The 23,943-nt window shown below is 57.7% G+C and carries 28 protein-coding genes and 4 pseudogenes; 17 read left to right on the plus strand and 15 right to left on the minus strand.

The genetic code is table 11. The features are described 5' to 3' along the window. Position 1 precedes the first annotated feature (1 nt). From ACF8FG_RS04930 to ACF8FG_RS04940, 3 genes and pseudogenes are all read right to left on the minus strand, one after another. Positions 2–777: pseudogene (locus ACF8FG_RS04930) on the minus strand (DUF2786 domain-containing protein). A 509-nt stretch (positions 778–1,286) separates the two neighbouring features. Next, positions 1,287–2,060, minus strand: coding sequence for an SDR family oxidoreductase (locus ACF8FG_RS04935; RefSeq protein ID WP_070384026.1), 774 nt, complete (start codon positions 2,058–2,060; stop codon positions 1,287–1,289). After that, on the minus strand, positions 2,057–2,386 hold the full coding sequence (locus ACF8FG_RS04940; RefSeq protein ID WP_019438801.1) for a nuclear transport factor 2 family protein: 330 nt from the start codon (positions 2,384–2,386) through the stop codon (positions 2,057–2,059). Before ACF8FG_RS04940 ends, ACF8FG_RS04935 begins: the two co-directional genes overlap by 4 nt. Positions 2,387–2,502: 116 nt before the next feature. On the opposite strand from ACF8FG_RS04940, the gene ACF8FG_RS04945 reads away from it, so the two are divergent. Further along, on the plus strand, positions 2,503–3,417 hold the full coding sequence (locus tag ACF8FG_RS04945) for a LysR family transcriptional regulator (protein WP_014591540.1): 915 nt from the start codon (positions 2,503–2,505) through the stop codon (positions 3,415–3,417). Positions 3,418–3,448: 31 nt separating this feature from the next. On the opposite strand, the gene ACF8FG_RS04950 is transcribed toward ACF8FG_RS04945, so the two are convergent. Then, entirely contained in the window at positions 3,449–4,888 is a 1,440-nt protein-coding gene (locus ACF8FG_RS04950) for an HD domain-containing phosphohydrolase (RefSeq protein WP_318076236.1), read from the minus strand. An 89-nt stretch (positions 4,889–4,977) separates the two neighbouring features. Here ACF8FG_RS04950 and ACF8FG_RS04955 point away from each other — a divergent pair, with 89 nt between their 5' ends. After that, on the plus strand, positions 4,978–5,751 hold the full coding sequence (locus ACF8FG_RS04955; protein WP_019438804.1) for an alpha/beta hydrolase: 774 nt from the start codon (positions 4,978–4,980) through the stop codon (positions 5,749–5,751). A 671-nt stretch (positions 5,752–6,422) separates the two neighbouring features. Here ACF8FG_RS04955 and ACF8FG_RS04960 read toward each other — a convergent pair. After that, positions 6,423–6,534, minus strand: a pseudogene (locus ACF8FG_RS04960) (universal stress protein); the annotation flags it as partial. A gap of 214 nt (positions 6,535–6,748) precedes the next feature. Between ACF8FG_RS04960 and ACF8FG_RS04965 the strand changes: the two are divergent. The 5 genes from ACF8FG_RS04965 to ACF8FG_RS04985 all read left to right on the plus strand — a co-directional run bounded on the left by ACF8FG_RS04965 (position 6,749) and on the right by ACF8FG_RS04985 (position 10,176). Next, the gene (locus ACF8FG_RS04965) at positions 6,749–7,822 is read left to right on the plus strand and encodes an NAD(P)-dependent alcohol dehydrogenase (RefSeq protein ID WP_070384023.1); all 1,074 of its coding nucleotides are present in this window, start codon (positions 6,749–6,751) and stop codon (positions 7,820–7,822) included. A gap of 84 nt (positions 7,823–7,906) precedes the next feature. Continuing rightward, complete coding sequence (locus tag ACF8FG_RS04970; protein WP_070384022.1) at positions 7,907–8,125, plus strand: hypothetical protein; 219 nt, start codon at positions 7,907–7,909, stop codon at positions 8,123–8,125. A gap of 46 nt (positions 8,126–8,171) precedes the next feature. Further along, a complete protein-coding gene (locus tag ACF8FG_RS04975) occupies positions 8,172–8,930 on the plus strand; it encodes a helix-turn-helix domain-containing protein (protein WP_070384483.1) in 759 nt (252 codons plus the stop codon). Positions 8,931–9,541: 611 nt separating this feature from the next. Then, on the plus strand, positions 9,542–9,718 hold the full coding sequence (locus tag ACF8FG_RS04980; protein WP_081343614.1) for a CsbD family protein: 177 nt from the start codon (positions 9,542–9,544) through the stop codon (positions 9,716–9,718). Positions 9,719–9,891: 173 nt separating this feature from the next. Further along, positions 9,892–10,176, plus strand: coding sequence for a hypothetical protein (locus ACF8FG_RS04985; RefSeq protein ID WP_070384021.1), 285 nt, complete (start codon positions 9,892–9,894; stop codon positions 10,174–10,176). Between the two features lie 201 nt (positions 10,177–10,377). On the opposite strand, the gene ACF8FG_RS04990 is transcribed toward ACF8FG_RS04985, so the two are convergent. Then, positions 10,378–10,623: a hypothetical protein gene (locus ACF8FG_RS04990; RefSeq protein WP_162911989.1), complete on the minus strand. Its 246-nt coding sequence runs from the start codon at positions 10,621–10,623 to the stop codon at positions 10,378–10,380. 733 nt (positions 10,624–11,356) lie between these two features. On the opposite strand from ACF8FG_RS04990, the gene ACF8FG_RS04995 reads away from it, so the two are divergent. Continuing rightward, positions 11,357–11,695: a hypothetical protein gene (locus ACF8FG_RS04995; RefSeq protein ID WP_392518623.1), complete on the plus strand. Its 339-nt coding sequence runs from the start codon at positions 11,357–11,359 to the stop codon at positions 11,693–11,695. Positions 11,696–11,746: 51 nt separating this feature from the next. On the opposite strand, the pseudogene ACF8FG_RS05000 reads toward ACF8FG_RS04995, so the two are convergent. From ACF8FG_RS05000 to ACF8FG_RS05020, 5 genes and pseudogenes are all read right to left on the minus strand, one after another. Then, positions 11,747–11,962: pseudogene (locus tag ACF8FG_RS05000) on the minus strand (helix-turn-helix domain-containing protein); the annotation flags it as partial. Positions 11,963–11,993: 31 nt separating this feature from the next. Then, entirely contained in the window at positions 11,994–12,386 is a 393-nt protein-coding gene (locus tag ACF8FG_RS05005; RefSeq protein ID WP_070384018.1) for a hypothetical protein, read from the minus strand. Then, positions 12,376–12,624 carry a hypothetical protein gene (locus ACF8FG_RS05010; RefSeq protein ID WP_155766709.1) on the minus strand — a complete coding sequence of 83 codons (249 nt, stop codon included), beginning with the start codon at positions 12,622–12,624 and terminating at the stop codon, positions 12,376–12,378. The genes ACF8FG_RS05005 and ACF8FG_RS05010 overlap by 11 nt, the downstream gene beginning before the upstream one ends. Before the next feature lie 244 nt (positions 12,625–12,868). Beyond that, positions 12,869–13,108 (minus strand): hypothetical protein, encoded by a 240-nt coding sequence (locus ACF8FG_RS05015; protein ID WP_019438806.1) that lies wholly within the window; start codon positions 13,106–13,108, stop codon positions 12,869–12,871. A gap of 127 nt (positions 13,109–13,235) precedes the next feature. Next, entirely contained in the window at positions 13,236–14,162 is a 927-nt protein-coding gene (locus ACF8FG_RS05020) for a LysR family transcriptional regulator (RefSeq protein ID WP_070384017.1), read from the minus strand. Between the two features lie 113 nt (positions 14,163–14,275). Here ACF8FG_RS05020 and ACF8FG_RS05025 point away from each other — a divergent pair, with 113 nt between their 5' ends. Continuing rightward, complete coding sequence (locus tag ACF8FG_RS05025) at positions 14,276–15,007, plus strand: SDR family NAD(P)-dependent oxidoreductase (protein ID WP_014591532.1); 732 nt, start codon at positions 14,276–14,278, stop codon at positions 15,005–15,007. Between the two features lie 69 nt (positions 15,008–15,076). Next, on the plus strand, positions 15,077–15,286 hold the full coding sequence (locus ACF8FG_RS05030; protein ID WP_010953438.1) for a 4-oxalocrotonate tautomerase family protein: 210 nt from the start codon (positions 15,077–15,079) through the stop codon (positions 15,284–15,286). 157 nt (positions 15,287–15,443) lie between these two features. On the opposite strand, the gene ACF8FG_RS05035 is transcribed toward ACF8FG_RS05030, so the two are convergent. Beyond that, positions 15,444–16,481 carry a sensor domain-containing diguanylate cyclase gene (locus ACF8FG_RS05035; RefSeq protein ID WP_110159595.1) on the minus strand — a complete coding sequence of 346 codons (1,038 nt, stop codon included), beginning with the start codon at positions 16,479–16,481 and terminating at the stop codon, positions 15,444–15,446. Between the two features lie 367 nt (positions 16,482–16,848). On the opposite strand from ACF8FG_RS05035, the gene ACF8FG_RS05040 reads away from it, so the two are divergent. Next, the gene (locus tag ACF8FG_RS05040) at positions 16,849–17,334 is read left to right on the plus strand and encodes a DUF2165 domain-containing protein (protein ID WP_014591530.1); all 486 of its coding nucleotides are present in this window, start codon (positions 16,849–16,851) and stop codon (positions 17,332–17,334) included. A 45-nt stretch (positions 17,335–17,379) separates the two neighbouring features. After that, positions 17,380–18,096 carry an SDR family oxidoreductase gene (locus tag ACF8FG_RS05045; protein WP_119713495.1) on the plus strand — a complete coding sequence of 239 codons (717 nt, stop codon included), beginning with the start codon at positions 17,380–17,382 and terminating at the stop codon, positions 18,094–18,096. Between the two features lie 171 nt (positions 18,097–18,267). Here ACF8FG_RS05045 and ACF8FG_RS05050 read toward each other — a convergent pair whose 3' ends face one another. Then, complete coding sequence (locus ACF8FG_RS05050) at positions 18,268–18,531, minus strand: DUF3077 domain-containing protein (RefSeq protein WP_003250694.1); 264 nt, start codon at positions 18,529–18,531, stop codon at positions 18,268–18,270. Positions 18,532–18,680: 149 nt separating this feature from the next. After that, positions 18,681–18,923 carry a hypothetical protein gene (locus tag ACF8FG_RS05055; protein ID WP_014860884.1) on the minus strand — a complete coding sequence of 81 codons (243 nt, stop codon included), beginning with the start codon at positions 18,921–18,923 and terminating at the stop codon, positions 18,681–18,683. A 395-nt stretch (positions 18,924–19,318) separates the two neighbouring features. Here ACF8FG_RS05055 and ACF8FG_RS05060 point away from each other — a divergent pair, with 395 nt between their 5' ends. The 4 genes and pseudogenes from ACF8FG_RS05060 (at position 19,319) to ACF8FG_RS05075 (ending at position 22,062) form a co-directional block, all read left to right on the plus strand. Further along, positions 19,319–19,486: a hypothetical protein gene (locus ACF8FG_RS05060; RefSeq protein WP_019438812.1), complete on the plus strand. Its 168-nt coding sequence runs from the start codon at positions 19,319–19,321 to the stop codon at positions 19,484–19,486. Further along, positions 19,483–19,746: pseudogene (locus ACF8FG_RS05065) on the plus strand (hypothetical protein). The gene ACF8FG_RS05060 and the pseudogene ACF8FG_RS05065 overlap by 4 nt, the downstream one beginning before the upstream one ends. 903 nt (positions 19,747–20,649) lie before the next feature. Continuing rightward, positions 20,650–21,588, plus strand: a complete 939-nt coding sequence (locus ACF8FG_RS05070) for a ThiF family adenylyltransferase (protein WP_392518624.1) — start codon at positions 20,650–20,652, stop codon at positions 21,586–21,588. A 15-nt stretch (positions 21,589–21,603) separates the two neighbouring features. Continuing rightward, entirely contained in the window at positions 21,604–22,062 is a 459-nt protein-coding gene (locus ACF8FG_RS05075; protein ID WP_080590258.1) for an HIT family protein, read from the plus strand. Between the two features lie 728 nt (positions 22,063–22,790). Here the strand turns inward: ACF8FG_RS05075 and ACF8FG_RS05080 are convergent. Beyond that, complete coding sequence (locus ACF8FG_RS05080; protein ID WP_014591528.1) at positions 22,791–23,009, minus strand: hypothetical protein; 219 nt, start codon at positions 23,007–23,009, stop codon at positions 22,791–22,793. A 176-nt stretch (positions 23,010–23,185) separates the two neighbouring features. On the opposite strand from ACF8FG_RS05080, the gene ACF8FG_RS05085 reads away from it, so the two are divergent. Beyond that, complete coding sequence (locus tag ACF8FG_RS05085; protein ID WP_014591527.1) at positions 23,186–23,902, plus strand: hypothetical protein; 717 nt, start codon at positions 23,186–23,188, stop codon at positions 23,900–23,902. Positions 23,903–23,943 lie beyond the last annotated feature (41 nt).

Raw genomic sequence — 23,943 nt, forward strand, 5'->3', positions numbered from 1 at the left:
GTCATGCGCTTTCTAGCCTGAATTGATCCTGGCCAGCTGTGGCAAGCCCGGGGTTGAGTTCAACACGCTGGCCAGCGAGTAGTCCGGCGATCTGTGCGGTTAGATCCAGCTCAACCTTCGGTGCCTTCCGGGCTTTGCCGATCTCCTGACCTGCCAGGTACTGCTCTATTAATGCCTGGTCCTGCGCCTCAACAGCGACTAGGTTGCGACCATCCGAGCAATGGGTGAGGGCTGGATCTTCCTCTCCGCGAGGTAGCAGCTCATGGAGCTTGCCTTGAACCGCCGACACCCAGGCGAGAGCGAAATGATCACCGGCGGTCTCGGCCGAGTAGTCGCTGCGGCGCTTGCCTGAACGGACAAGTGCCACGTACTCACGGCGTGCTAAGGTCAGCTTTACCAGCAGAGCCTCGTAGGCATACATCGCCATCTGCGGGGCTGGTGAAACCCCAACAAACAGCGCCCGATCAACTCTGCGGCCGTACGTTTCGCACCAGTGCCGGTACGACAGAGGCCTGACCCCAAACACTTGGGCCACTATGCTGCTCAGGTGCCGGTCCCAGGCCGGCGGTTCGCTCTGGACTTCTCCGACTGGACCTCATCCACATCGCTCAGGCGCACATCCAGCTCGGTCAGACGATACTCGCGCATCAGCGCTTGGGCCTGGTGCATAGCAGTGGCGGCCTCGTTTTCGTTCGAGCTTTTGGATAGGGCCAGGCAGCGCTTGATCTTGCGGATGACCCGCTCGAGCTTGCTTTCGTCGTGCTGTTGTTCGGTCACGGGGTGATCCTCATTTTCAGAAACGCCTTTTTGGAGCCTACCGAAGCTATCCTGATGTTAACGCATGCCTTTATTTATTGGAAAACTAGTCGAAAGCGTTTTAGAAAGCATTTGGATGTTGGTTACTATAAAGGTGAGTACTTCCTGAGTGATTGGATCTATAACTATTACACTGATGATGGGAAAGCAAAGAGTGTTTAGAAGGCATTGGACCGCTGGCTAGGAACGCTTGTCTGCCTTCTATTTACTAAGGTCAGTTACCCTAACCGCTGAAGCTGGAAGTTCGAATTTATAGTTTCGTACAGGCTGGTGGATGTGATTGCTGATTTGCTGTGGCTTGTTTGCTCGCGGCGCCGGCCTCCATCGCATCCACAAACCGCATTGCTGTGCGGTAGCTGAAGGCGAAGGGCTGCAATCGGCCAATAGGGGACGGTCAGCAGCAAATAAATCTGTCCCCTTTCCATGTCCCCTTTTCCGGTGGTTGACGCGTTTATGCGAAGCAACTACAGCTAGGCCGTTGGCACTGTCCCGCCGTCAATTACAAACTCGCTCCCCGTAATGGATGCCGCACGAGGCGATGCCAGGAAGGCAATCAGGTCAGCAACTTCTGACGGCGTGGAAGGGCGGCCGAGTGGAATACCACCGAGTGCATCCATGATAATGCGTTTGCCGCCTGCGTAGTCCGTACCGGCTTCCTGCGCCAGCCGCTCGGCCAAGGCGACCGACGCTTGGGTCTCGATCCAGCCCGGCGACACCCGTACAACACGCACGCCTTGTGGCGAGACTTCTTTCGACAGGCTTTTGCTGTAGGTCGACAGCGCCGCCTTGGCCGCTGCGTAAGCCGTAGTGGCTTCGGGCAAGGGCAGGCAGTTCTGAATCGAGGTTACATGGATGATCACGCCGCTCTTGCGCTGCAGCATCGATGGGAGCAGGGCGCGATCCAGGCGCACGGCCGGCATCAGGTTCAGGTCGAGCTCGCGTTGCCACTGCGCGTCATCCAACACCGCGAAGCCGCCGCTCGGTGCCGACGAACCACCCAGGACGTGGACGATGATGTCCATGCTGCCCAGCCGTTGCTTAGCTGCGGTTACCAGTGTTTCGCAGCCTTCTGGGGTCGCGAGGTCAGCCTGCACGAACAGCTCAGCCGGCAGATCGCTGGTTGCCTGCCGAGCCGAGGTCAGCACCTTGGCGCCCTCTGCGAGGAACAGCTCGACGACCGCGCGGCCGACGCCTTTGGTGCCGCCGGTGACCAGCACTTGCTTGCCGCCAAGATCAAGGTTCATGGCGCAATCTCCAGTGAGCGGATCTGGCCGTCGTGCAGCAGGAATAGATGATTCAGCTGCAGCGGGCTGCCAGGGAAGTTACCGACCAGACGCGCCGTTACGCTCAGCGAATCGTCATTCTGCGTCGCCGCCAGCGGCTCGACGCTGTAGGTGAATGCCTGGCGGGCCTCCTGTTGCCAGGCTTCGATGGCTGCAATGCCCTGGTGCGTGCGGTTTTCGTCGGTCACCCTGGCGTCCGCGCAGAAGCAGGCGGCAAGGAGCGAGATGTCGCCGCCATTGCTGACATCGAAGTAGGTTTGTACGGCGTCAGGCAGTTGCAGGTTCATGGCCTGATCTCCTCTCACAGTGGTTGGGGTTTACGACTGTGATCTTGCCGCTCAGTTGATAGTTTGCTCAACTGGGATAGACATTAACGACCTATCCCGAATATGAGGACAATTACGTGGCAGATTCGCGCCTTGGTCTCAATGAGCTGGAAGCTGTACTGGCCGTGGCGCGGAGGGCGTCGTTTCGACAGGCAGCCATTGATCTGGATGTTTCGACCACGGCATTGAGCAACACCATTGCCAAGCTGGAGGCGAGCCTCGAAACGCGGCTGTTCAATCGCACCACCCGCAGCGTGTCTCTGACCGCGGCGGGGGCTATGTACCTGGAGCAGGTCGGTCCGGCTCTGCAGGAAGTGCGAGCGGCGCTGGAAGCGGTGCGTTCGCACAATGCCGGGCCGTCAGGCGTGTTGCGCATCAATGCCTTCGCCAGTGCCGCCCGCGCCGCGTTGCTGCCGCTGGTGCTGGAGTTTCTGCAGCGTTACCCGAAGGTGCATATCGATTTGGTGACCGAAGGTCGCCTGGTGGACATAGTCGCGGACGGTTTCGATCTGGGCGTACGTTCTGCGAATCTTGTGCCCAGCGATATGATCGTTATTCAGCTCGGCCAGCCGCAATGCTATGCCGTGGTCGGCTCCCCTGCCTACTTCGCCAAGCACGGCCGGCCGCGTAGCCCGGCGGACCTGCTCCAGCATCAGTGCATGCGCATCCGCCTACCCAATGGGGCGATCTACCCCTGGCATTTTGAACGCGCGGGGGAGGTGACCCGGCTTGATGTGACTGGCCAGCTCACCCTGGACGAGCCTAGTGTCGCCAAGGCGGTGGTGCAGGCAGGCGTGGGGCTGGGCTTTTTTATGCAGCAGGACGTTCAGGCTGAACTGGACGCCGGACAGTTCGAGCGGGTGCTGGAAGAGTGGACGCCGCCCAGAGACAACCTGTGCCTGTACTACCCGAACCGGCGCAACCCCTCCGCTGCGCTCAAGGCATTCACTGCCATGGCCCGCGACAATCTGCCGAGCAAAGACCAGCTATGATAATTCACCGACTGCCCCCAAGCGCCTGCTTTCAGGCGATCAAGCCCAGGGTCAGCCCCTTCAAGGTGGCGGCCGCGCGGGTGGAGCAACCCAGCTTGCGGAAAATGCTTTCCATGTGGGTGCGTACGGTACTCGGGCTGATCTCCAGTCGCCGCGCTACTTCCTTGTTGCTGGCGCCACGGCTGATCTCAATGAGGATGGAGCACTCGCGGGTGGTGAGCAGCGTGCTTTTCGGCTGAGGCAGTCGGCGTTCGCCACGTGCGGCAGCGATTACCGCTGTGCAGATTTCAGCGTCAAACAGGCCGCGGCTGGCGTCCTGTTTGAGCAGCCGCGCCGCCTCCGATTCGCTATGCGTGGGTCGCCAGGGCCTGGCGCTTCTTAACGCTACCCAGGCGACAGCGCTGGCGAGCAAGCGATAGGCGGCGCACTGGGCATCGGCCGATGCACCGCGAAAGTAGCCGCTGCCGTCGAGCCGTTCGTAGGCATGGGCGGCAATTTCGCCAGGGATGGTCAGCTCAGTGATCTGCCGTGATGCCTTGTGCGTCCAGTAAGGGACGAGGTGGATACGTTCTGTGGCGCCGTAGGGTAGCGGCCCCGCGGTGTTCCACAATTGATTGGAGACGGCTGCCCGCCCCAGGCCATGGATCAGCGCGGCTTTGCCAATCTCCGTCTGGTCGGGCTCTGGCAGTCCCCACAAGCGGGCGGCCTCGACGGCAATCTGCGCCACCTGCCGGGAGTAACCTGCCAGCCAGGGCAACTTCAGATCGATCACATCACCCACCAGCGTCAGTGACACGGGACGTTCGAGCCGGGTGTCGTCCAGCCCACCGGGCGTTGTTTCCAGTTCCGCTAACCATACCTTGGCATTGCGCACCAGCAAGGCGGCGAGGGCGGCGGGGTAGCGGCGGTCGGCCTGTTCGTTGATCCAGCTCAGCGCCGTGTCCAGGCCATGGGCGCGGCTGAGGATGTCCAGGTCTCCGGCCAGTACCACTTGGTAGGCCGCGTCCGGAATGTGCACATGGCTCACACCAAACGGCCTGCCGGTTCCGTCAAAGGTTTCGAATATCCGGCACAAGCCGGCTTCGACCGCTGCGCCAAGTTCGAGCGTTTTCGCGATCTGGCCAGACACCTCGCAGTGCACCACGGCGAGCGGTGCCGCTTGATGCACGGCGTTCATCTGTTCGGCGCCCAGGGTCTGGTCGAGCATCGCGCGGCGGCCATCGACATCATTGCCCAGCAGATGGGCGAAGCCATCGGCGTTGGCGGTGCAGCCGGACCAGCGCAGCAAGGCGACCTGCTGCGCTGTCATCAGATGCTCGCCTTCGCCGTGCATGGCGCGGGCTAGCATCTGCGCCAGGCGGGCAACACGTTGGGAGTGGCCAAGAGGCTGGCCCATGCTGAGGTCGCCGACCTGGGAGATAGCACCCAGTGCGCCGCTCAATGAGATGTCGAATCGTAGCGCGCTATCCATGAAAAAAGCCTCAGGGTCGGATAAATGACCGATACCCGCCAAGCATGTGGGTCCGCAGAATTTGAACTCCCAACACAGGAGTTCAGCCCATGAAAGCATTCAAGTCGCAACTCGTCACCGCCGCCTTCGCCCTGACCAGCACCCTTATGGTGAGTGTCAGCCAGGCTGCCGAGGCAACGCCTTCGGTGGTCATCGTACACGGCGCCTTCGCCGACGGCTCTGACTGGGCCAAGGTAGTGCCGTATTTGCAGGCTGAAGGGGTGGCGGTTACGGTGGTGCAAAACCCGCTGACCTCGCTGGCCGACGACGTTGCCGCCACGCAGCGCGTGCTGAACAACCAGTCAGGCAACGTGGTGCTGGTCGGCCACTCCTGGGGCGGCACCGTGATCAGCGAAGCCGGCGCCCATGAGAAAGTCAGCGCCCTGGTGTACGTCGCCGCCTTCGCACCTGATGCAGGCCAGTTCAGTGGCGAACAGGGCAAGGGCGCGCCTACCCCGCCTGGCATCAGCCAGATCAAGGCAGACGGCAACGGTTTCCTATACCTGACAGCAGAAGGCATGGCCAAGGACTTCGCCCAGGATCTCCCGGCGGCACAAACCGCAGTGATGACCGCTACCCAAGGCCCGATCAAGGCATCGGCCTTCGATGATCGGACCACGGTCGCTGCCTGGAAGACCAAGCCGTCCTGGTACCTGCTCGCCACTGACGATCGCATGATCCACCCCGACATCCAGCGCTCCAGTGCCAAGCGTATCGGCGCCACCCTGACCGAACTGCGCGCCAGCCATGTGCCGCAGCAGTCACAGCCTGGCGAAGTGGCCAAGGTGATTCTCAAGGCGGTAAGCAGTGTTGGCGAGCAGTGATCGCTGCTCACGACACGCCTGAGCGTTCTTGAGTTTCACTCTGCATCGATACGGCATCGACGCATGGATCATCTGTGTGATCGGAACTTCGATTTCATAGTCTGTGGTGTCGGCACGACGGGGTGCGTGGTTGCAGCCCGCCTGGCCGACAAACAAAAAGCTCGGGTGTTGCTCATTCGAGTTGGCAGCGATGGGTCGAAAGCGGACTGTGAGAGCAGGGGGTAAGTGACGATGGAGGACGGATCGTGGTTGGCAGAACGCCTAGGTGGGAGGCTGAAACTGTCTAAAACTGCTCGAAAGCTTCTCGGTTTTACTGGGCCAAAATCGTTGAAACTGGCAGAGCTGTATTAGACAGGGGCGATGGACAGGCCGCTTGTGGCGCGGCCTGAGGTTCGAATCTCACACTACTGCTGCATTATTGGACGGTGAACCTACAGATCCAGTCTGATCAGGCTTGATAGGGTCGAACATTCCGTTTGCAAATAATTCCTTTTTGTCGATAGATGCGGTTCAGCACTGACCGCTTTCGACCCGATATAGCAGACTTTCATCGCTCTATTGTTCTTCAGATTGCCTCCTCGGGCAGCTTCACAGTTGCCGATTTTAAGTATCGACCTGATGCTGAACATGACACTGCGGTGCCGCGCTTGAGTTCCCAGCCATTGACGCTATTGTTGCACATATCCTTCACGCATCACTGCCGAAGCCTGATCCTTGTCTAGGCCGACCGTGGCCAAGCCCTTGAGATAGCCAAAAAATAACGTTGTGCAGCGACATACCTTTGTGAACTACACATGGCGCAACATTGGCAATGTCTGCGAGTAGACCAATTATTTGCCAGCGGCGCCTTCCAGATTTGATGTTTATTAGATTCCAGTGCGCACTGACCAACGGGCGTACCGGCTGGCGGTGTAACTGCCGCAGGCCAATACTTATTAGCTTTTTGGGCGCACTCTGTAACTGGAAAAAATAATTCTGAAATCTCCGGAGGCGTGCCATGTCACTCATGAAGGCGGCTATCTTCGTCGAGAATAACCGCATCGTGCTCGACGACAAACCTATACCTGAGATAGGTCCACTGGATGCTCTAGTGAAGATCACCACTACCACAATTTGTGGCACCGATGTGCACATCCTGCGTGGCGAATACCCCGTTGCGAAGGGGCTTACCGTCGGTCACGAGCCCGTAGGGGTTATCGAGAAGCTGGGCTCGCAAGTCATGGGTTTTGAGGAAGGGCAGCGTGTCATTGCCGGTGCCATCACGCCCAGCGGCCACAGCAATGCTTGCCTGTGCGGCTGTGGCTCACAGGACGGCACCGGTACAGTCCATGGTTTCAAGGCTGTCGGGGGCTGGAAGCTCGGCAATATCATCGATGGTTGCCAAGCTGAATACGTTCGGGTGCCAGACGCCATGGCCAACCTCTCCCACATCCCTGACAAGCTCAGCGACGAGCAGGTGCTGATGTGTCCAGATATCATGTCCACGGGCTTTTCCGGCGCGGAACGTGGTGGCGTAGCAATCGGTGACACGGTCGCCGTATTCGCCCTGGGCCCAATCGGACTTTGCGCCGTCGCCGGCGCCAGGATGCTTGGGGCCACCGCCATTATTGGGGTCGACACCGTTGCTGCCCGCATCAGCGTGGCACGCAAAATGGGGGCTTCGTACGTAGTCGACTTCAAGCAAGGCGATGTGGTAAAGCAGATCATGGCACTGACCGAAGGCCGCGGCGTGGACGTGGCCATCGAAGCGCTCGGCACCCAAGCCACCTTCGAATGGGCGCTGCGCGTCCTGCGTCCAGGTGGAACATTGTCCAGCCTGGGCGTTTACAGCGCCGATCTGCGCATCCCGCTGGACGCCTTCGCTGCCGGGCTGGGCGACTACCGCATCGTGAGTACGCTTTGCCCGGGCGGAAAAGAACGGATGCGCCGGCTGATGGAAGTCGTCGCCAGCGGTCGAATTGACGTCTCAACCCTGGTCACCCACCGATTCCGCCTTGATGACATTGAGACTGCCTATGATTTGTTTGCAAATCAGCGCGACGGCGTGATGAAAGTGGCGATCACGCCCTGAGCTTCGCCGCAATTGCGGGCTGGGACGCCATCACGCTGCTAACTCAAAAGCGGCACCTTGCTCATGCATGCTCGGAAGACTCCGATGAACGTCTACGTAGTGAGCAACATCGAACAGAATCGCTGGCGGGTCCACATGGACCAGTGGCGGGTCAGCTTCTACACGTCCTGTGAAGCTGATCGGTTTGCCGAGCGTTTGAATTCGCGGCTCAACGCACCTCACTCGCTGGACGTGATCACGGGCTATAGCGCAGAGCACGGTCGGGTGGCGGGCAATAAACACCCACCAGCGAAGGAGGCTTGATATGTCGGGCCTCACCGACGTCCAGCGGCTAATTCAGCCTGCAAACATGTGCGGGCTGTCGCTACTTCATTCAAACCCATTTACCTTCCTGTGCAATGAATGCCGGATCAACGGCTTTTGCTTACCAATAGGTTTGCCGCACCATGGTAGTTGCCTGAGTGGGCTAATCTCACCGCGTATTCGCATCAGGAAAGGCGCAGCATTGTTCAACGCCAACGTGCCGTTAACGTCCCTCTATGCCTTACATTCCGGAAGTTTCAAGACCAACCTCAATAATGACGAGGGCAAGGGCGTGGTCATCAATTTCTGGATGCCGGGTGATGTACTGGGGCTTGATGCCATCGCCACAGAACACCATGTCTGCGACGCAATCGCCTTGGAAGACAGCTTTGTCTGCCCTATTCCATACCACTCGCTGCAGACCTTGGCACGCGTTTTTCCTATTCTGCAACAGAGCTTGAATCGCCTGATGAGCCGGGAAATCATCCGCGAACATGAGCGCGTCCTGATGCTATGCAACTTTTCAGCCGAGCAGCGGCTGGCCAGTTTTCTGCTGGGGTTGTCCGTGCGCTTCGTCAGCCGTGGCTACTCCTCCCATAGGTTTACTCTACGCATGTCGCGTGACGATATGGCGTCCCACCTTGGGCTGCGCCTGGAAACTATATGCCGATCGGTCGCTCGCTTGCGCGCGCTGCACATCGTCACCTTGCACGGCCGACAGGTGGAAATACTCGACATGCCAGCGCTGATTGCGCTCGAGCTGGGCTCCTCGCGCAGGTATGGAATCGCCCCAGTGCCAGTATGATATTCCACTTGGTGAGCTTGGCTCATGGCCCAGTGGCACTGGGGCATCGGCATGCTGTCGGGAATTGAACGAGAACGGCAGAAGGTCCGCAGTGAGGGCGCCGTTGCAGCGGGTTGAGAATTTTCGCCATCACCGCCCTGCAGGGGTATGTCAGCCAGGTATTGGCTGACCCGATCCTGGTCTGGGTTGCATTGGTTTGCTTTGCTCCTACATGCATTGTTTACCACCACCAACCATCTTTCCGGTACTTGTTTTAGAATTGCTGCCTCAATCTGCGCTTTGCGTCGATTGGCCGATTGGGTCGATAGCGGCCACTCGCGGTAGGCAGGTACCGGCCAGAAGCGGACCCCTTATATGTAGAATTGAAGCTGTCCCAGAGAGGAACGGCGAGGCTTTGGATCCCTCTGCGTGCCGACGCTGGATGAGATGAGCACCATCCGGGCACAGCCCTTGGCCAATATAGTGTCGACATCAAGCTGTCAGGGTGCGCTAACGCACTGACGGCCGCCCCCATTGCTGACAAAGTACCTACTCTGGCCGCTACGAGTACGGTGTGTACCGGCTCCACCATCCAGCGGCCTTTCCCTCGCGCTGCCGTTGGAGCGTGCCCCATGAACAAAGATCAAGTGAAAGGCAAAGTCAAACAGGTTTCCGGCCAAATCAAGGAAAGCACTGGAAAGGTGCTCGGAAACAGGTCACTGGAGAACAAAGGCAAGGTGCAAAAGGCGATCGGAGAGTTCCAGGAAAGTGCTGGCGACATCAAGGAGGATATCAAGAAGGGAGGCTAGCCATGGCTGTATGGCAGGAACAGGCCAGTAGTTGGCGAGGCTGGATCTCCTGAGGTAACGAAAAGTTCCGACCCGTGTCCCATGATCGCTACGGGGCGGCGGACGTCAAACACTCTATCGGGAGCTTGACGATGCACAGCAGTGCCACATCCGAGCGAAGAGGAAACCTATCCATGATCACTCACTTCAAAGTTGACGGCCGCTTGGCCTGCGGCCGCCATGGCAGCAACCTCTTTTCCACTGGCGAGCCCGGCCGCGTGAAGTGCCGAAGCTGCAGAAACACCGAGGTTTTCCAGAGCGCCCGCAAGGAAATGCGAAACGCGGCGCGCAGAGCCTCCCGGAAGTTGCTGAAAGTCCATGTGAAACAAGGCTGGCGTGCATCCTGGCAGGAAAGACTTGCTAAAATGCCCGGCCTGCAGCGCCTCCCAAGAGGCTTCAGTGGCCAGCCGTACATCTAGCCCCTGAACAAGAGCGCAGCCAGGCATGGCTGCGCTATACTGGCCAACTTTGCTTTACACGTCGGCTCAGCCCGCAATCCCCGCTCCTGATAACCATGGCCTTGGTGGCAAGTCATGACGAAGCGCCACACTACTCAGCGCTAGATTCTTGATATCTTGGTTCCCTCGATGCTGACTCCTGCCATAAGCCCCTGCTGGTCGTCATGAGTGACCTGCGCTTGCAGGACATGCCTGGGTGATCGAGCCGATGCCCATCGCGGCGTTTCGATCATGATGTGGTGAGTACGGCAATTCTCCCGCGGACGGTGTTTCAGCCGGTTTGCCGCCGGCTGCCTTTTTGTCATCACGGAAGGAATAACGCTCAGCAGCCGATTCATATCGCTGCGCGAGAGGAGTACGTGCCCCCGCCGACGGCTCCTCAAGGGCGACTTCGGTACGCTTGCGCATGATGATCTCCTGGTACTGTTTAGGGGCTCTAATAGCAAAATGATGGACGATAAGCGTAGCCGCGTCGGTGCGTAGGCGCACAGACCAGGTCCACCAGCGGCTGTAGGATGAAGCATGTTCATAGTAAAAGGCCGCACCCAGGCACGGCGCCATGCTCAAGCACTACTCTGTACCTGTGGGAGTGGCCTTGCCGGAGCGCCGGTCCGGTCGAAAAGGGCTGCAGTTGGTAGGCAACGCGGTGCCAGGACGACGGGTGAACTCCTGCCGAAACCGGTGGTAAATGTTCGATAGCGTACCGACCAACGATGCTGATGCTGCAAATATTGACTCCCCCGCTGTCTCTCAATGGAGAGGGGTCAAGAGGGCTAACGCGTCCCTCCGTAGAGGCCAAGCGGGCGTGTCCCACTTTCGGCCGTACACAGGAGTCAAAGGCAATGGTGACATTCCAAGATGCGAAACGACGGCTGATATCCGCGTTCGCGCCGCTTACCTGTACTCCTTCCAAGAGCAGGGACAGGTCGTTGAGCCTGCTTTTCCGGAAACCGGGTACGGGGGCCGTCGAAACCTTCGTCACCGCCATCGGACCTGAGCAATGGCAGAGCGAAGTTGCCATCACAAAACTCATAGACGAGGTGCGCCTAGAGGCGAGCACTTGGAGTTACATTCATTTGTTTGCCAACGACCTAGCACTCGTACCGGGCAACCGGTCCGCTGAACATTCAATGGAGTCAGCATGAGTACCTTTACCATAGAAGGCTGGTGCAAGACCGGCAACGAATCGAAAAACATCGCGCTGGAAGATATCCACTTCTGCCTCAATGGCAACGACCACCTGTTGCTGGAACAAGCGCAGGAACGCCTGCAACGAACCCATGAACCAGACGTTATGGTAGACGTCAATCTGTCCACCCTGGAACTGCGTCTACTACCAGGTTATGGCCCGCTGTCCGACTGTCGAATGCGCGTCTACCTGGATTCGACCCTGCGTGGCCACTTCCATCTGATCGGTCACCGGGCCAACGACGGTAGCCTCATCTATAGCAACGCGGTACTGATCGATCAGCTGATCTAACGATAGGCTTTGGCACCTGATGGTCTGAAGCGCGATGTGACCTTTGTACAGTCAAACGGCAGGGTACGGGAGCGACAGGTATGGCAGCAGCCGTTCAGTCTCTTTCTTCACCACGGCGTAGCATTCGCAGCTGAGCTGCTCCAAGCGGACTCTGTCGAGTACCTTGATGTTGCCCCGGCTGTATTCGATCACACCGAGACGCTGCAGTTTGCCCGCCGCCTCAGTTACCCCTTCACGACGTACGCCCAACATGTTGGCGATCAGTTCAAACAGCGGTGTGCAACCGCTGTTGGACGGTTCAGTTCGTAGGCAAGAGGCAGCGTTGGCACTGGGCGATTACCTGATGTAGCTTTCCATCATCCTTCACTTGCAGCGTGGCATGGACAAGCAACTGGCCATCCGGGCTGAGGGTCGGTTCGGGGCTGGCGCTGTTGCGCACTTCAATGCGGTAGTGGGTATTACCAAAACGGTAGTGCAGTACACAATCCGGCCAACCTGCCGGTAGCAGCGAGGTGTCACCGCTGCGTTGCAGGAGCAGCAGGCTTTCGGTGATCAGGCGGTACGTCCTGCCCGTCGGACGCGTGTACCAGCTCCAGCCTTCCCGCCCTGCGTGGGGGACTATGGCGTAGACGTCGGCGGCTACGACATAGGGTTCTACATTGTAGGTATCGATCAGTGCGCTACAGGACATGACACATCCATGGCACTGCGTTCTGCAGTGAGCGGGGGCACCGTGTGCAGAGGATGGCCTGCAGCGGTTGAATCAGCTTGGTCTGGATGAACAAATTGCTGATGGCCGGATGCAGCGCATCGCTCAGTGCCGGTGCCTGCACCACTTCGCAATTACCCGTGAGAAAAGCGCAGGGTGGACCGTCTTCGCTTACGTCCGCTTTTGGTTGATTGCAGACGCGACAATCTGCCGGCAGCATTCACCTGGCGTGGACCATCGATCTGCGAAATCAAGCCTCGAACAGTCAGCGCGAGAGGATCGGGTTGCGCAAAACCCTGGCTGCAGGCCGCGTGTTTTCGTTTGCAAAAAGCTCGAAAACCCTTAATTTTGGTGACTTATAGTAAGCTATATATTCAATAAAATCATAGGTTTACAAGGCTTAGATGCGCTGCATGGGGTGCAAGGGGCCGAGTGTTCGAATCACTCCGTCCCGACCATATATTTCAATGACTTAGGCCATTTCCGAAAGGAGTGGCCTTTTTCATGTGCGTGACTTTTGCGTGACTGCTCACGGTAACACCACCGTGAATTCTCATGCCGTCAACCTCGCCAGGATCGGCGTGGGTGTAGAGCGGAATGCTGTAGTCGTTGACCGCCGAGGCAGGCGCTCCACCGAATTTGAGGTTGTGCTGCTTAACCTCGTTCGAGATCGTGACGTGCGCCTGAGGTGAGCGTGAGTCCATCCATGCCACCGGCTCGGCCCGGTGCTGGGCCGACAGGTGCTAAACCGGACATCGGTCCAAGGCCAACTACAGGCTGGCCCATCGGCGCCACATCCACCATGGCACTGATACAGAGTGATACGTCCCCTCAGCTGCCAGCGGCCCACTGGCGCCGCTTGTCCATGATGAAGTCGACGAAGGCTCGCAGGCGCAACGGCATGTGTCGGCCTTGGGGATACAGCAGGGTGAACGGCCGCGAGCGGCCCGCGAAGGGCCGCAGCACCTCGACCAGCGAGCCCTCGGCAAGCTCGCGCTCGACGATGAAGCGGTAGGTCTGGAACAGTCCCGCGCCGTGCTTGGCCAAGGTCACGCCACCGAGCACGTCGTCCGAGCAGACGTAGCCGCCCTCGGTGAGGACTTCCCGTTCGCGGCCCTCCTCGTCGAACAGCCAGGCGATGCGCCGACCGCTGCTGGGCAGTTCGAACTGGATGCAGTCATGCTGCGCCAGTTCTTCAAGGCTCTGCGGTTCGCCCGCGTGTTCCAAGTAATCTGGAGTGGCCACCACCACCAGCCGGGCGTCTTCCAGCGGCCGGGCGATCAGGGTCGAATCCGGCTGTGCACGCACGCGGATGGCCACATCGTAGCCCTCGCCGACAAAGTCGATGTTGCGGTTGCCCAGGTGGATGTCGACCTGCACCTTCGGGTAGCGCCGTCGAAACTCGGGCAGCAGCGGCAGGATGCGGTGGTGCCCGTAGGTCGTGGGCAGGCTGATGCGCAGTGTGCCCGAAGGCTCCTGCTGCTGACCGGTCACCACCCGTTCGGCCTCCACCAGCTGGGTCAGCGCCTGACGACACTGTTCGTAGTAGCCTCGCCCGCCCTCGGTCAGGCGGATGCTGCGGGTGGTACGGACGAACAGTCTGGAGCCCAAGCGCTCTTCTAGGCGGCTGATCGAGCGACTGACCGCTGCCGGCGTCACGCCCGCCGCGAGACCGGCCGCGGTGAAGCTGCCCAGCTCCGCCGCCAGGCAGAACAGCTCGATGCTGCCGAGTAGGACGTCGTCGAAATGCCGCTGCATTGATTACACCATGTATCAACTGAAGTTCTCGCTGCCATATTTATCCTTATCTAAAGCAAAAATATAGTCCTCCCAACGGCGCTCTTCGGCGCCACCTGATTGGGAGAAACGACATGAGCAACAGCAAAACGGTAGTGATCACCGGCGCCTCCAGCGGCATCGGCTTCGGCCTGGCCAAGGCTTTCCTCGCCAGTGGCTTCAATGTGGTCGGCAATGCCCGCTCCGCCGGACGCCTCGCCGAGGCCAAGGCACAACTGGACAGCCCCGCCTTCATCGGCGTGGCCGGTGACATCGCCAAGCCTGAGACCGCCCGCCGTCTGATTCAGGCCAGCATCGACGCCTTCGGCCAGGTCGACGTGTTGGTCAACAACGCTGGCTTCTTCCTGCCCAAACCCTTCATCGAATATAGCCCGGAAGACATCCAAGGCATGCTGGAGACCAACCTCAAGGGCGTGGTCTACGCCTCCCAGGCCGCCGCCGCGCACATGATCGAGCGGCGCCAGGGTCACATCATCAACATCACCGCTGCTGTGGCGCTGCAACCCAACATCGCCGTGCCCGCCGCCCTGCCAGTGCTGATCAAGGGGGGCCTCAACCAGGTCACCCGCGCCCTGGCGCTGGAGCTGTCGTCGCACAACATCCAGGTTAACGCGGTGGCTCCCGGCATCATCGAGACGCCGATGCACGATCCGGCCAGCTTCGACTTCCTCAACGGCTTGCAACCGGCCGGACACATCGGCCGCGTCAGCGACATTGCCGACGCCGTGCTTTACCTGGCCAACGCCGGGTTCACCACGGGCGTGGTGTTGCCGGTCGACGGCGGTATGAGTGTCGGCAAATGGTAATAGGCTGAACGTAACGGGGAGGCATCCCGCCTCCTTGCCCTGATTTCCCCACGTCATAGGAGTAATACCATGCCCTTCGTCAGCGTCCGCATCACTCGCGACGGCGTCACCCGTGATCAGAAAGCCCAGGTCATCAAGGAAATCACCGAGACCTTGCAGCGAGTGCTAGGAAAGAAACCTGAGCTCACCCATATCGTGATCGAGGAGGTCGACACCGATAACTGGGGCTACGCCGGCATGACCACCACCGAGTACCGCAGCAAAGAAACTCAGGGATGAGTTCCGAACTGCCCCGGCGGCGCGAATCAGCGCCTCCAGGGCGGCCTTGGCTCGATACGCTTGCGAAGGAGAACCCACTTGGAGACCGGGGTGGCCAATACGCTAGCGCATCTCGTATAGGGAGAGCCTTGCCCCATGTTACCGAGTCTCAACTTCCTCAGGATAACGCTGGCACATAGACAACCTGGTCACGCCCCCCATGTTTGGCCGCATAGAGACCGCCGTCAGCGCGCTTTATTGCATCATCAATCTGCTCACCCTGGGTGAGCAGGGCGCACCCAATGCTCATGGTCATCTTCCGAGGGCCGCCGGGCAACAAAAAAGGCGCGGTGCCGATTGACTGACGCAAGCGCTCCGCAATCTGCGCCAATTCTTGGCTATCTTTAACCCGTAGCAAGGCTACGAATTCCTCTCCTCCCTGGCGTACCAGCAGGTCATCTGGCCGCAGCGTAGCCCGCAGTCGGCGGGCACACTCGCAGAGCACTTTATCGCCAGCATCGTGGCCATGCTCGTCATTGACGGATTTGAAACGGTCGAGGTCTGCGTATACGGCACCTAGCTGTAAACCTCGCTCCTCAGCCAAACGAAGCTCTCGGTTCTGAAATGCTGCCAACGCCCCGCGGTTCCACAGTTGTGTCAAAGGATCAAGCAAAGCCCTGCGCTGCCCGCGATCCATTTCAACACGCAGAGCGCGATTGACCTGAGCTAGGCTCCGCAGTTGCAAATAACCCTCGGTGAGCGTGGCTAAGTCCCGAAAATTAGTCTGTTGCGCCTCGCTGAGCTTCCGCGGCCGAGGATCGAACATGCACAGGGTGCCGATGGCTTTGCCATTTGAGGCACGTAACGGGTGGCCCGCATAGAACCGGATATAGGGTGGGTTCAGCACGAGGGGATTGTCCTCGAAGCGTGAATCGCACCTGGCGTCGGAAACCATCAAGGTATCTTCACCGAGAATCGCGTAGCCGCAAAAGGACACATTACGCTTCGTCTCGCTTATCTCGATACCGATTCGAGCCTTGAACCACTGCCGATCCTGATCGATTAGGCTGATCAGAACGGTCTCCACCTGGGCTAGTTCTTGGGTGAGTCGTACCAAGGTATCAAGATAATGCTCGGCCGGCGTATCGACCAAGTCCATGTCATCAAGTGTGCGCTGACGAAGTGCTTCATCAGAGGGTAGGGGACAAGCTGGCATTTCTGTTACTCCACTCCTTGGTTCGTTTTTTCACAAACGCGGATAGAAAAATCTCAAGCATCTTGGCCAATGCCGCACACGCTCGGCGCCTTCAGGCCAGCCGAAGTAGAGAGCATAGCAAACCGGTTGGCTCTATCCCGGATCCTCCAGTGGGTCATACCTGTGGCGTTGATCGGCGCGGCTCGGTCGGTCGCCCAAGACCTCGACAAACTTCTAAGACTTACAGGCGGCTTTAACAAACGGTTGAGGTTGTCGCCCCTGGCTGCCTTATTGGTAAACCGGTATTGACCTCGAGTTAAGTCAAGGTTTTAGAGTGGCGTCCGGACGCTCTCGCTGCTTTCGGAAACGAACTCACAAAGGACCAGGAATGGACACTCCGACTTCACTGCTGATTTTCCAGATCACCTGCTGCATTGGCTTGAGCCTGTGGCTGAGTATCAGCCTGATCAACAACCTGCAGGCCTTTGCCAGCTCAGCCGGGGCGATCGGGGAGACCATGTCGATGGCGCCGCTGACCCAACCTCCCGGAATCAGCCTCCCTCTGCTGGTGCGAGCGATGACCTCTCACGCCATCCATCGCTTGGCCTTGTCGATCATCGTGCTGACACAGGCAGCCGCCGTTCTCGCGGCTTGGGTTGGCTGCTATGAACTGCTGCTTGGCGCCGGCTTGGAGGTGGCGCGGCCCTGGTTGAACCTGGCCTTGAGCGCAACGCTCGGGTTCCTGTTCGCGATGCTGCTGGGCGGGATATGGTTCGGCTACTGGATCCGCCAGGAAGGGTTGCAACTGACCCATCTGCTGTTGATGGTCTGGATCCTGCTGCACTTCGTCGTACTGAATGTCCGGTGGATTTGAACGGCCCAGGGAAGTTTGGAGAGTTTTAACTAAAAGGAGCAACAGATGAAGATGATGATCGTAGGCGCCGGCAGAGGGTTGGGCCGGGCTTTGCTCGAAGGGCTCGGCCAGCCAGGGGACACGCTGATCGGCGTATCGCGCAAACAGCCGTCAGACTTGGCCCTTGCCCCGGACATCGATCTGCACTGGGTCGATGCCGACCTTGCCAAGCCAGCGGCGGCTGTAGCACAGATCGCGGATCGGGCACCTGCCGATCTGGATGTCCTGATCTACAACGTTGGCATCTGGGAAGAACACGCCTTCAGCGAGCACTATGCCTTCCTTGACGACAGCGACGAATCGATCACCAGGCTGGTCGAGGTGAACATCACGGCCACGCTGCTTCTGCTTAAGCGCCTGGTGCCCAAGTTGCTTGGTGCGCCCCGGCCGCAGTTGATCCTCACCGGTTCGACCTCAGCTCTTCGCCAGAGTGGGCGCCCGGAGGTAGCGTTCGGCGCCTCAAAGTTCGCCCTCAACGGCATGGCTGATGCGCTGCGCGAAGGTTTCAGGGATGACAACCTGGCGGTGACCGTGCTTCAACTGGGTTATCTGAATACCGACGACTCCCTGAACACGCCATTGGCGCAAGCCGCAGCACGTGGCGAGCGGCGCCAGGTACCGGTGCATGATGTGGTCACTATGGTCGACGCGCTGTTGCGCTTGTCCGGGGCTTCGTTCGTACGGGAGCTGATCTTGCCGGCTATCGGTGATGAGCGCTTCTGAGGCCAAAGCACCGGAGCCTTTGCGTGTGGGTTCGGCTTTGATGTCGCAATCGATGGAACTGAATCTTGGACCGCGTCCAGCGAGAAAAGAGGCAAGGGGCTAGGTCGTTGGGTCGCCTTCAAAATCGGGAGTCGCATAGGTCTTGAAGGCACCCAGTCATTGATGAGTCATTCAGCGCATCATGCCCAGTTCCGCATCATCCATCAGTGCCTTGGCCAACGCGCAAAGGTAGTGCGAAGCCCAGATCAACTGTGGTTTATCTTCCATCAATCCATCCAGAGTCATGTCCCGTGCATAGCCCATCAGTTCCGAAGCCTGTTCACGGGCACTCTGGCAAGGGATGCCGGCTTCGATGCGGAACAGCGGATGGGTCTGGTTTTCACCTTGGTAGAAGGTGGTTTTGCCGACGGTGAATTTGGTTTCTTCTGTGGACATTGTTCAGTTTCCCCAAGATTGCTTCAGCCTGTACGGGCCTATTCGCGGGTGAACCCGCTCCTACGGGAGCACGGCAGTCTTCAAGGCTGAGGGAGTGCCGGGGAGGGTATCCGCGAAGAGGCCGGCCCAGGCAGTACATCAGCGAGACGTCAGTGCGTAGTGCGAGGCTCAGTGGGCATCTGCACCTGGGCTATTGCGGACTCGAGCAAAGCTCTCAAGGTCTCCAGTTCATGCATCGAGGTCATCATCAGAATCGACGCGGGTGACTTGGGCTGCAGCAGCATTGCCTGATGCACGACAGTTGCAGCGCAAAGCGCGTAATCCGTGGCCTGGATGAGGGTGTCTTCAAGGCAGAGGGACCGGTGGGGTGGATCTGGAACGATCTTGAGCATGGTGAGGCTCCAACGTAGAAGGAGGAGCTACCACGCCATGCCGTCAAGCAATGGGTGGCAGCTGTACGCGGGTTGACGGACCGAGACGTTGGCACTCGGCGCACCACAGGGTGCCCGCACGTACAGCCACCATAAAAGTGTGCACATGAGGACAGCGTCATCGGTCCGTCAAAACCGGTCGCTGAATTGGCAGCGACGGATCGAGACTAGGGCTGACTATTTCCATGTGCAACGAAAATCAGGCGCGAGGAGTATCTTTGGGAAATGGCCTACAAGGAAGGGGTAATTTCTGATTTTTCGACCCGCTCCCGTTCCTCAAAACTTAAACAGGAAACAGGCGGGCAAAAGAAAGGTTGGGCTGCGGAATCAGGTCGATCAGTAGATTGTCGGTCTACATGACCCCGCCGGTCACCGCCTGGCTTGCGCCAAAGCTTGAGCTTGCGGTCACCGATGATCTGCTGTGCGGGGTAGTGTTCGTACTCGGCCTCACCGCCATGAACATCATCCCCGCGATCAAGGCTGCCATGGGGGGCGTTCGTCACGGCGCGAGGTGCCTGATATGAAAAACATCCTGATTTCAGCGCTGACTGCCCAAGACTTGTTCCTGTGTGTGATGGTCGTGCTCGCGGCCTGCGACTACCTACGCAAGGTCCGCCCGGTGGATCAGCCACTGCTGAGTGCCGCCCTCTACCTGGTGGCTATCGGCAGCTTCGGCGCATTCATCACCGCCCTCAAGGTCATTGGGTCAACCCGTTCGGCGTGATGCTCCATTATTGGGGTGGTCACCTTTGCCTGGGCTCGTCGTGGACCCGTCTTCACGTAATTCACCCAACAAGCTTGAGAGGACGCTCATGAGCAGAGAAAGAAACAGCTTGCCAGGCGCCTCATACTATCCAGTGATGTTTTCTGCCGAGGAGGTCCGCCTGTGACAGTTACTTCAAGCCGACTGTCTCCAGATCATCCGATGTATGCCGATGCGGTGGAGGCAATGAAGCAGTACCACCAAGCTCAAGCCAATGGCCTTCGCCCTCGGAGGGTCGAGCTGCTTCGCCTGATTGCAGAATCGCAGTGCCAGGCAATCACCGACTACCAGCTTAGAGCTCTAGGTCGCCTTGGCGGCTCTCCTCACTGACCGGTTTAATCAGTTCTGGCCCTTGGTTACGCACGTTGCCGACTGCTTTACTACGGGGAACCAGCGAAAACCCTGAGCGGGCCGGCATCCAGCCTTGACGATCTCCGCCGCCCGCTCAGGCGCCATGGCGTGCGGTAACTCATAACCGGCTAACGGCTGTGCGCTACTTATTCCAAAGCCAGAGTCGGCTCATACAGTTGACTCGTAGGCATCGAACGACTACAGTCCTTATGCGTCATGATAATCACTCGCAATAAATAAAAGGATTTTATATGAAAGGTGAAGCAAAAATGGGTCTCATTGGGCTAGCTGCGGTGCTACTTGGTGCTTCTGCTGTTGCGTAAGCAAGTGTTGGCAGCAACACCACTGCATCTGACAACCCGCCGCTGACGACGGTTCCTGCTGAAAAAAGTCTTAAGCCATTGACTGTTGCTTCCATCGGTCCTCACCTAGGCTGTCTCGTAGGCGCCATCTCAAAATCAGACCCTCGCTGTAACTAGTTGACCGGAAGGGGGTGATGAAGCGTCATCACCCTCACAAAAAATAAAGGGAATTATTTGATGGCTGAAACCTTAAAACTATTGCCTATACGGCTTGGATGGGGTTGAAGTTGGAGTCGTCGCGCCTTCTACTTTTTATACCTTGGACAATGGTCAGACAGTTATAAATGGCCCAGATGGTGTTATCAAGCTCAATGAGCAGACTATACCTGCCTTGACTGAAGGGCTACAACGTTCAGGTTCTTTGGTGTCTGGCACCCCTGCAGAAATTCATGCTGTCTGTAAGCTTTTAAAGAATCCGGAGACTAGTCGTACCACTAGTTTCTTTTTATGCAAAGCAGAAAATTGTGCACATATTCTTGAAGATATTAACGCCATTCAATCGGCCAAAATTCTCCTCGTGGGATGTGGAGGCATAGGTAGCAGCGTCGCCTTATTGCTCGCGGGAAGCGGAATCAAGAATTTCACTTTTATAGACTCAGATGTGATCGAGAGAAGCAATCTGAATCGGCAGTTATTTTGGCGGAAGAAAGATATCGGGGAGTATAAGGTCGACATTCTTGCGAGGGAACTAAATGATCGGTTTGATGGGCTGGATATCTTGACTTTTAAAAAGGAGCTGGATTTCGATGGGATTGTTGAACATTCAGGTGAGGTATGCTATTCAGCGATAGTTATTACGGCCGACAATCCGCCAACATTAGTATCCCGTTCTGAAGAATTGGCTTCGAAAGTTCGCATTCCTGTGCTCAGTGGAGGTTACTTACATAGTAATTGTGTTGCAAATTTTTTCTCTGGAAAAGACAACGATAACATACTTTACAATGATGAACTCAAAACTCCTTGGGAAAGACTCCCTGATTCAATCATGCCTAGCTTTGGTCCGCTGAACTTTAACATTGCTGCGCTGTTGTCATCAGGCGTCATCGCCTTTATAGCGTCTCGGGTCTTCGGCAGTCATCGCTCAAGTTATATAGAATGGGATGCCGCTAGTATACCTTGTAAATATGTAACGAAATATTATTATGAATGATAAATGGGTGATTGAGTGAGTTGCATTTTTTGCCAGATTGTAAGCGGTGCTTCACCTTGCCATATTATATGGGAGGATGAAGATCATATGTCATTTTTGTCAATTTTTCCTAACACACCAGGCTTTACTGTAGTTATTCCTAAATTGCACTATGGTAGTTATGCCTTTGAGCAGTCCGACTCGGTTATTCGGGACTTGGTATTGGCTGCGAAAAAAACCGCGCTGTTGATTGATAGGGCGTTACCGGGCGTAGCTAGAACCGGTATGATCCTAGAAGGCTACGGTGTTGATCATCTACATGCGAAGTTGTTCCCCATGCACGGTACAGGCGTGGATAGTACGTTTAGAAAGATTAGCTCAAGTGTAGATAAGTATTTTGAGAAGTATGAAGGATATATTTCTTCACATGATTCGGTTAGGGCGGATGATAAAATGCTATCTGAACTTGCTGCCCATATAAGGTCTTGTAACTAATTGATTTGTTGCTCTAATGCGTTCAAGTCCCCCAATCCCCATCATTGCGTGCAAAGAACCAAGGATTCTCCGATCAAGTCAGCACAGGCGATCTGACCTGTGCTGAAATAGCCCTCCGTTCAACTGCCCTCTACAAGCCCGCCATACCATAAGGTCTCCAGTACGAGAACCCGTGGATTTCGAGTTCTCTCTGACGCACTCAGGCAGAAACTGCCCGTAGGTGGGGTACATGAATCGAATACATGTTCAGCATAAACCCTCTCAGTGCCTTACAGGGCCGCCGCAGTACCGCTGTCAAACGGAAGGGTGGCAGCTGTTTGTGGGTTGACAGACCGGGGGCACTGAGAGTCCCGGCGCACACGAAGGTGCCCCACGCACAGCTGCCATAACTGGCATTGCACATGCTCTCAGTGAACCACGGTCTGTCAAAACCGTGCCGCCAATGGGTGGCGACAGGCCGAGACTAGGGCTGACTATTTCCATGTGCAACGAAAATCAGGCGCGAGGAGTATCTTTGGGAAATGGCCTACAAGGAAGGGGTTATTTCTGATTTTTCGACCCGCTCCCGTTCCCCAAAACGTCGACAGGAAACATGCGGGCAAAAGAAAGCCCGCCGAGGCGGGCTAAGTACTATCACGTAGGGATAGCTTCATCCTGCCCAAGCCACTGTGAAAATTGGGTGAAAGAAAGGTCCCCATAACGTGATCATCCAGAGGGCCCCGCGCCCTTCAAAGCTCGGCTTTCTGCCGCTGGTGGCGCTGAAAGCGGGTAACCGCGATCTGGACGGCAGCTGCAACGAGGCACAGCAGGCCGACTTTCCAGCTGCCCTCCAGGCCGTAATGCTCGGCGATCTTCCCTGTGATGATGACGCTAACGAAGATGGCGAAAGGCAGGATCAGTTTGTTCATCGGGTCTTCCAGCAGGCTGCAAATGGCTCGGGTGAACATGCAGTTCACCCAGCGGAAAGGCCGCGATCTTAGCAAATCCGGTTGCGGCGTTGTGGTCACTTCCAGAGCGGTTGCAAGGTGTGCTGTCTGTATCGCGATAATGGCAAATGGTCAGCATGGACTTGCGCGACCCAGCCCTCGAAACTGATCCATTCGCATCTGGACCAGGGCCGGTCATGAATAACCTGCAACGCACACTCTCTCTCATGCTGCTGCTGGCAGCCGCTTCGTTGACCGCCTGCGTCCCCTGGAAACGCGAACGCGCCGCCTACGCGGACCTTTGCGAATCCGAGTTCCAGTTCAAAGTGCCAGGCCCGCAGGGGGAGACCACCCTCTACCTGGAAACCTACCTCTACGACCACGCCGCACTATGGGGCGAAAAGCGCTATGAGCAAAGCCTGTACGTGCAGTACCCGGGCGAGAAGTACTCGCGGCAGGAATTCTTTGTGCAAATGATCGCCTACAACAAAGACCGCCAACGCCCGTCGACCGATGCCAAGCGTGGCGAGCCGCCGATACCGGTGCTGTACGACAGCCGTCAGGCTTACATCACCTTTGAAGACGGCTCGCGCCTGAATGCGCGGCCCGAGGTGTACTTGGGCATCAACGAGACCTACGACTTTCCGTTGGTGAATGAGAAGACCGCCCGGCCATCGCCATACGACATCAACAGCGATGAAGTGCACCGGATGATTCCCAGGATGACCAACAACAAGCGCTATGGCTCGGCTTACGTGATCTTTCAGACGGACAAGTTCGAGGCAGATTCCAAGTGGACGATTCATCTGGGGGCACTGGATGTGCAGGGCCGCAAGGTGCAGATTCCGCCGCTGAAGCTCTGCTATCACCCCGTTAAGAAATGGATCGGGATCGAGCCGCTCATGCGGCCTTGAGTGGAAGGTGTCCGCCATGGGAGGTTTGGCGGCGCTCGATC

The sequence above is a fragment of the Pseudomonas sp. YQ_6 genome, assembly GCF_043103245.1.
Taxonomy (GTDB): Bacteria; Pseudomonadota; Gammaproteobacteria; order Pseudomonadales; family Pseudomonadaceae; genus Aquipseudomonas; species Aquipseudomonas alloputida.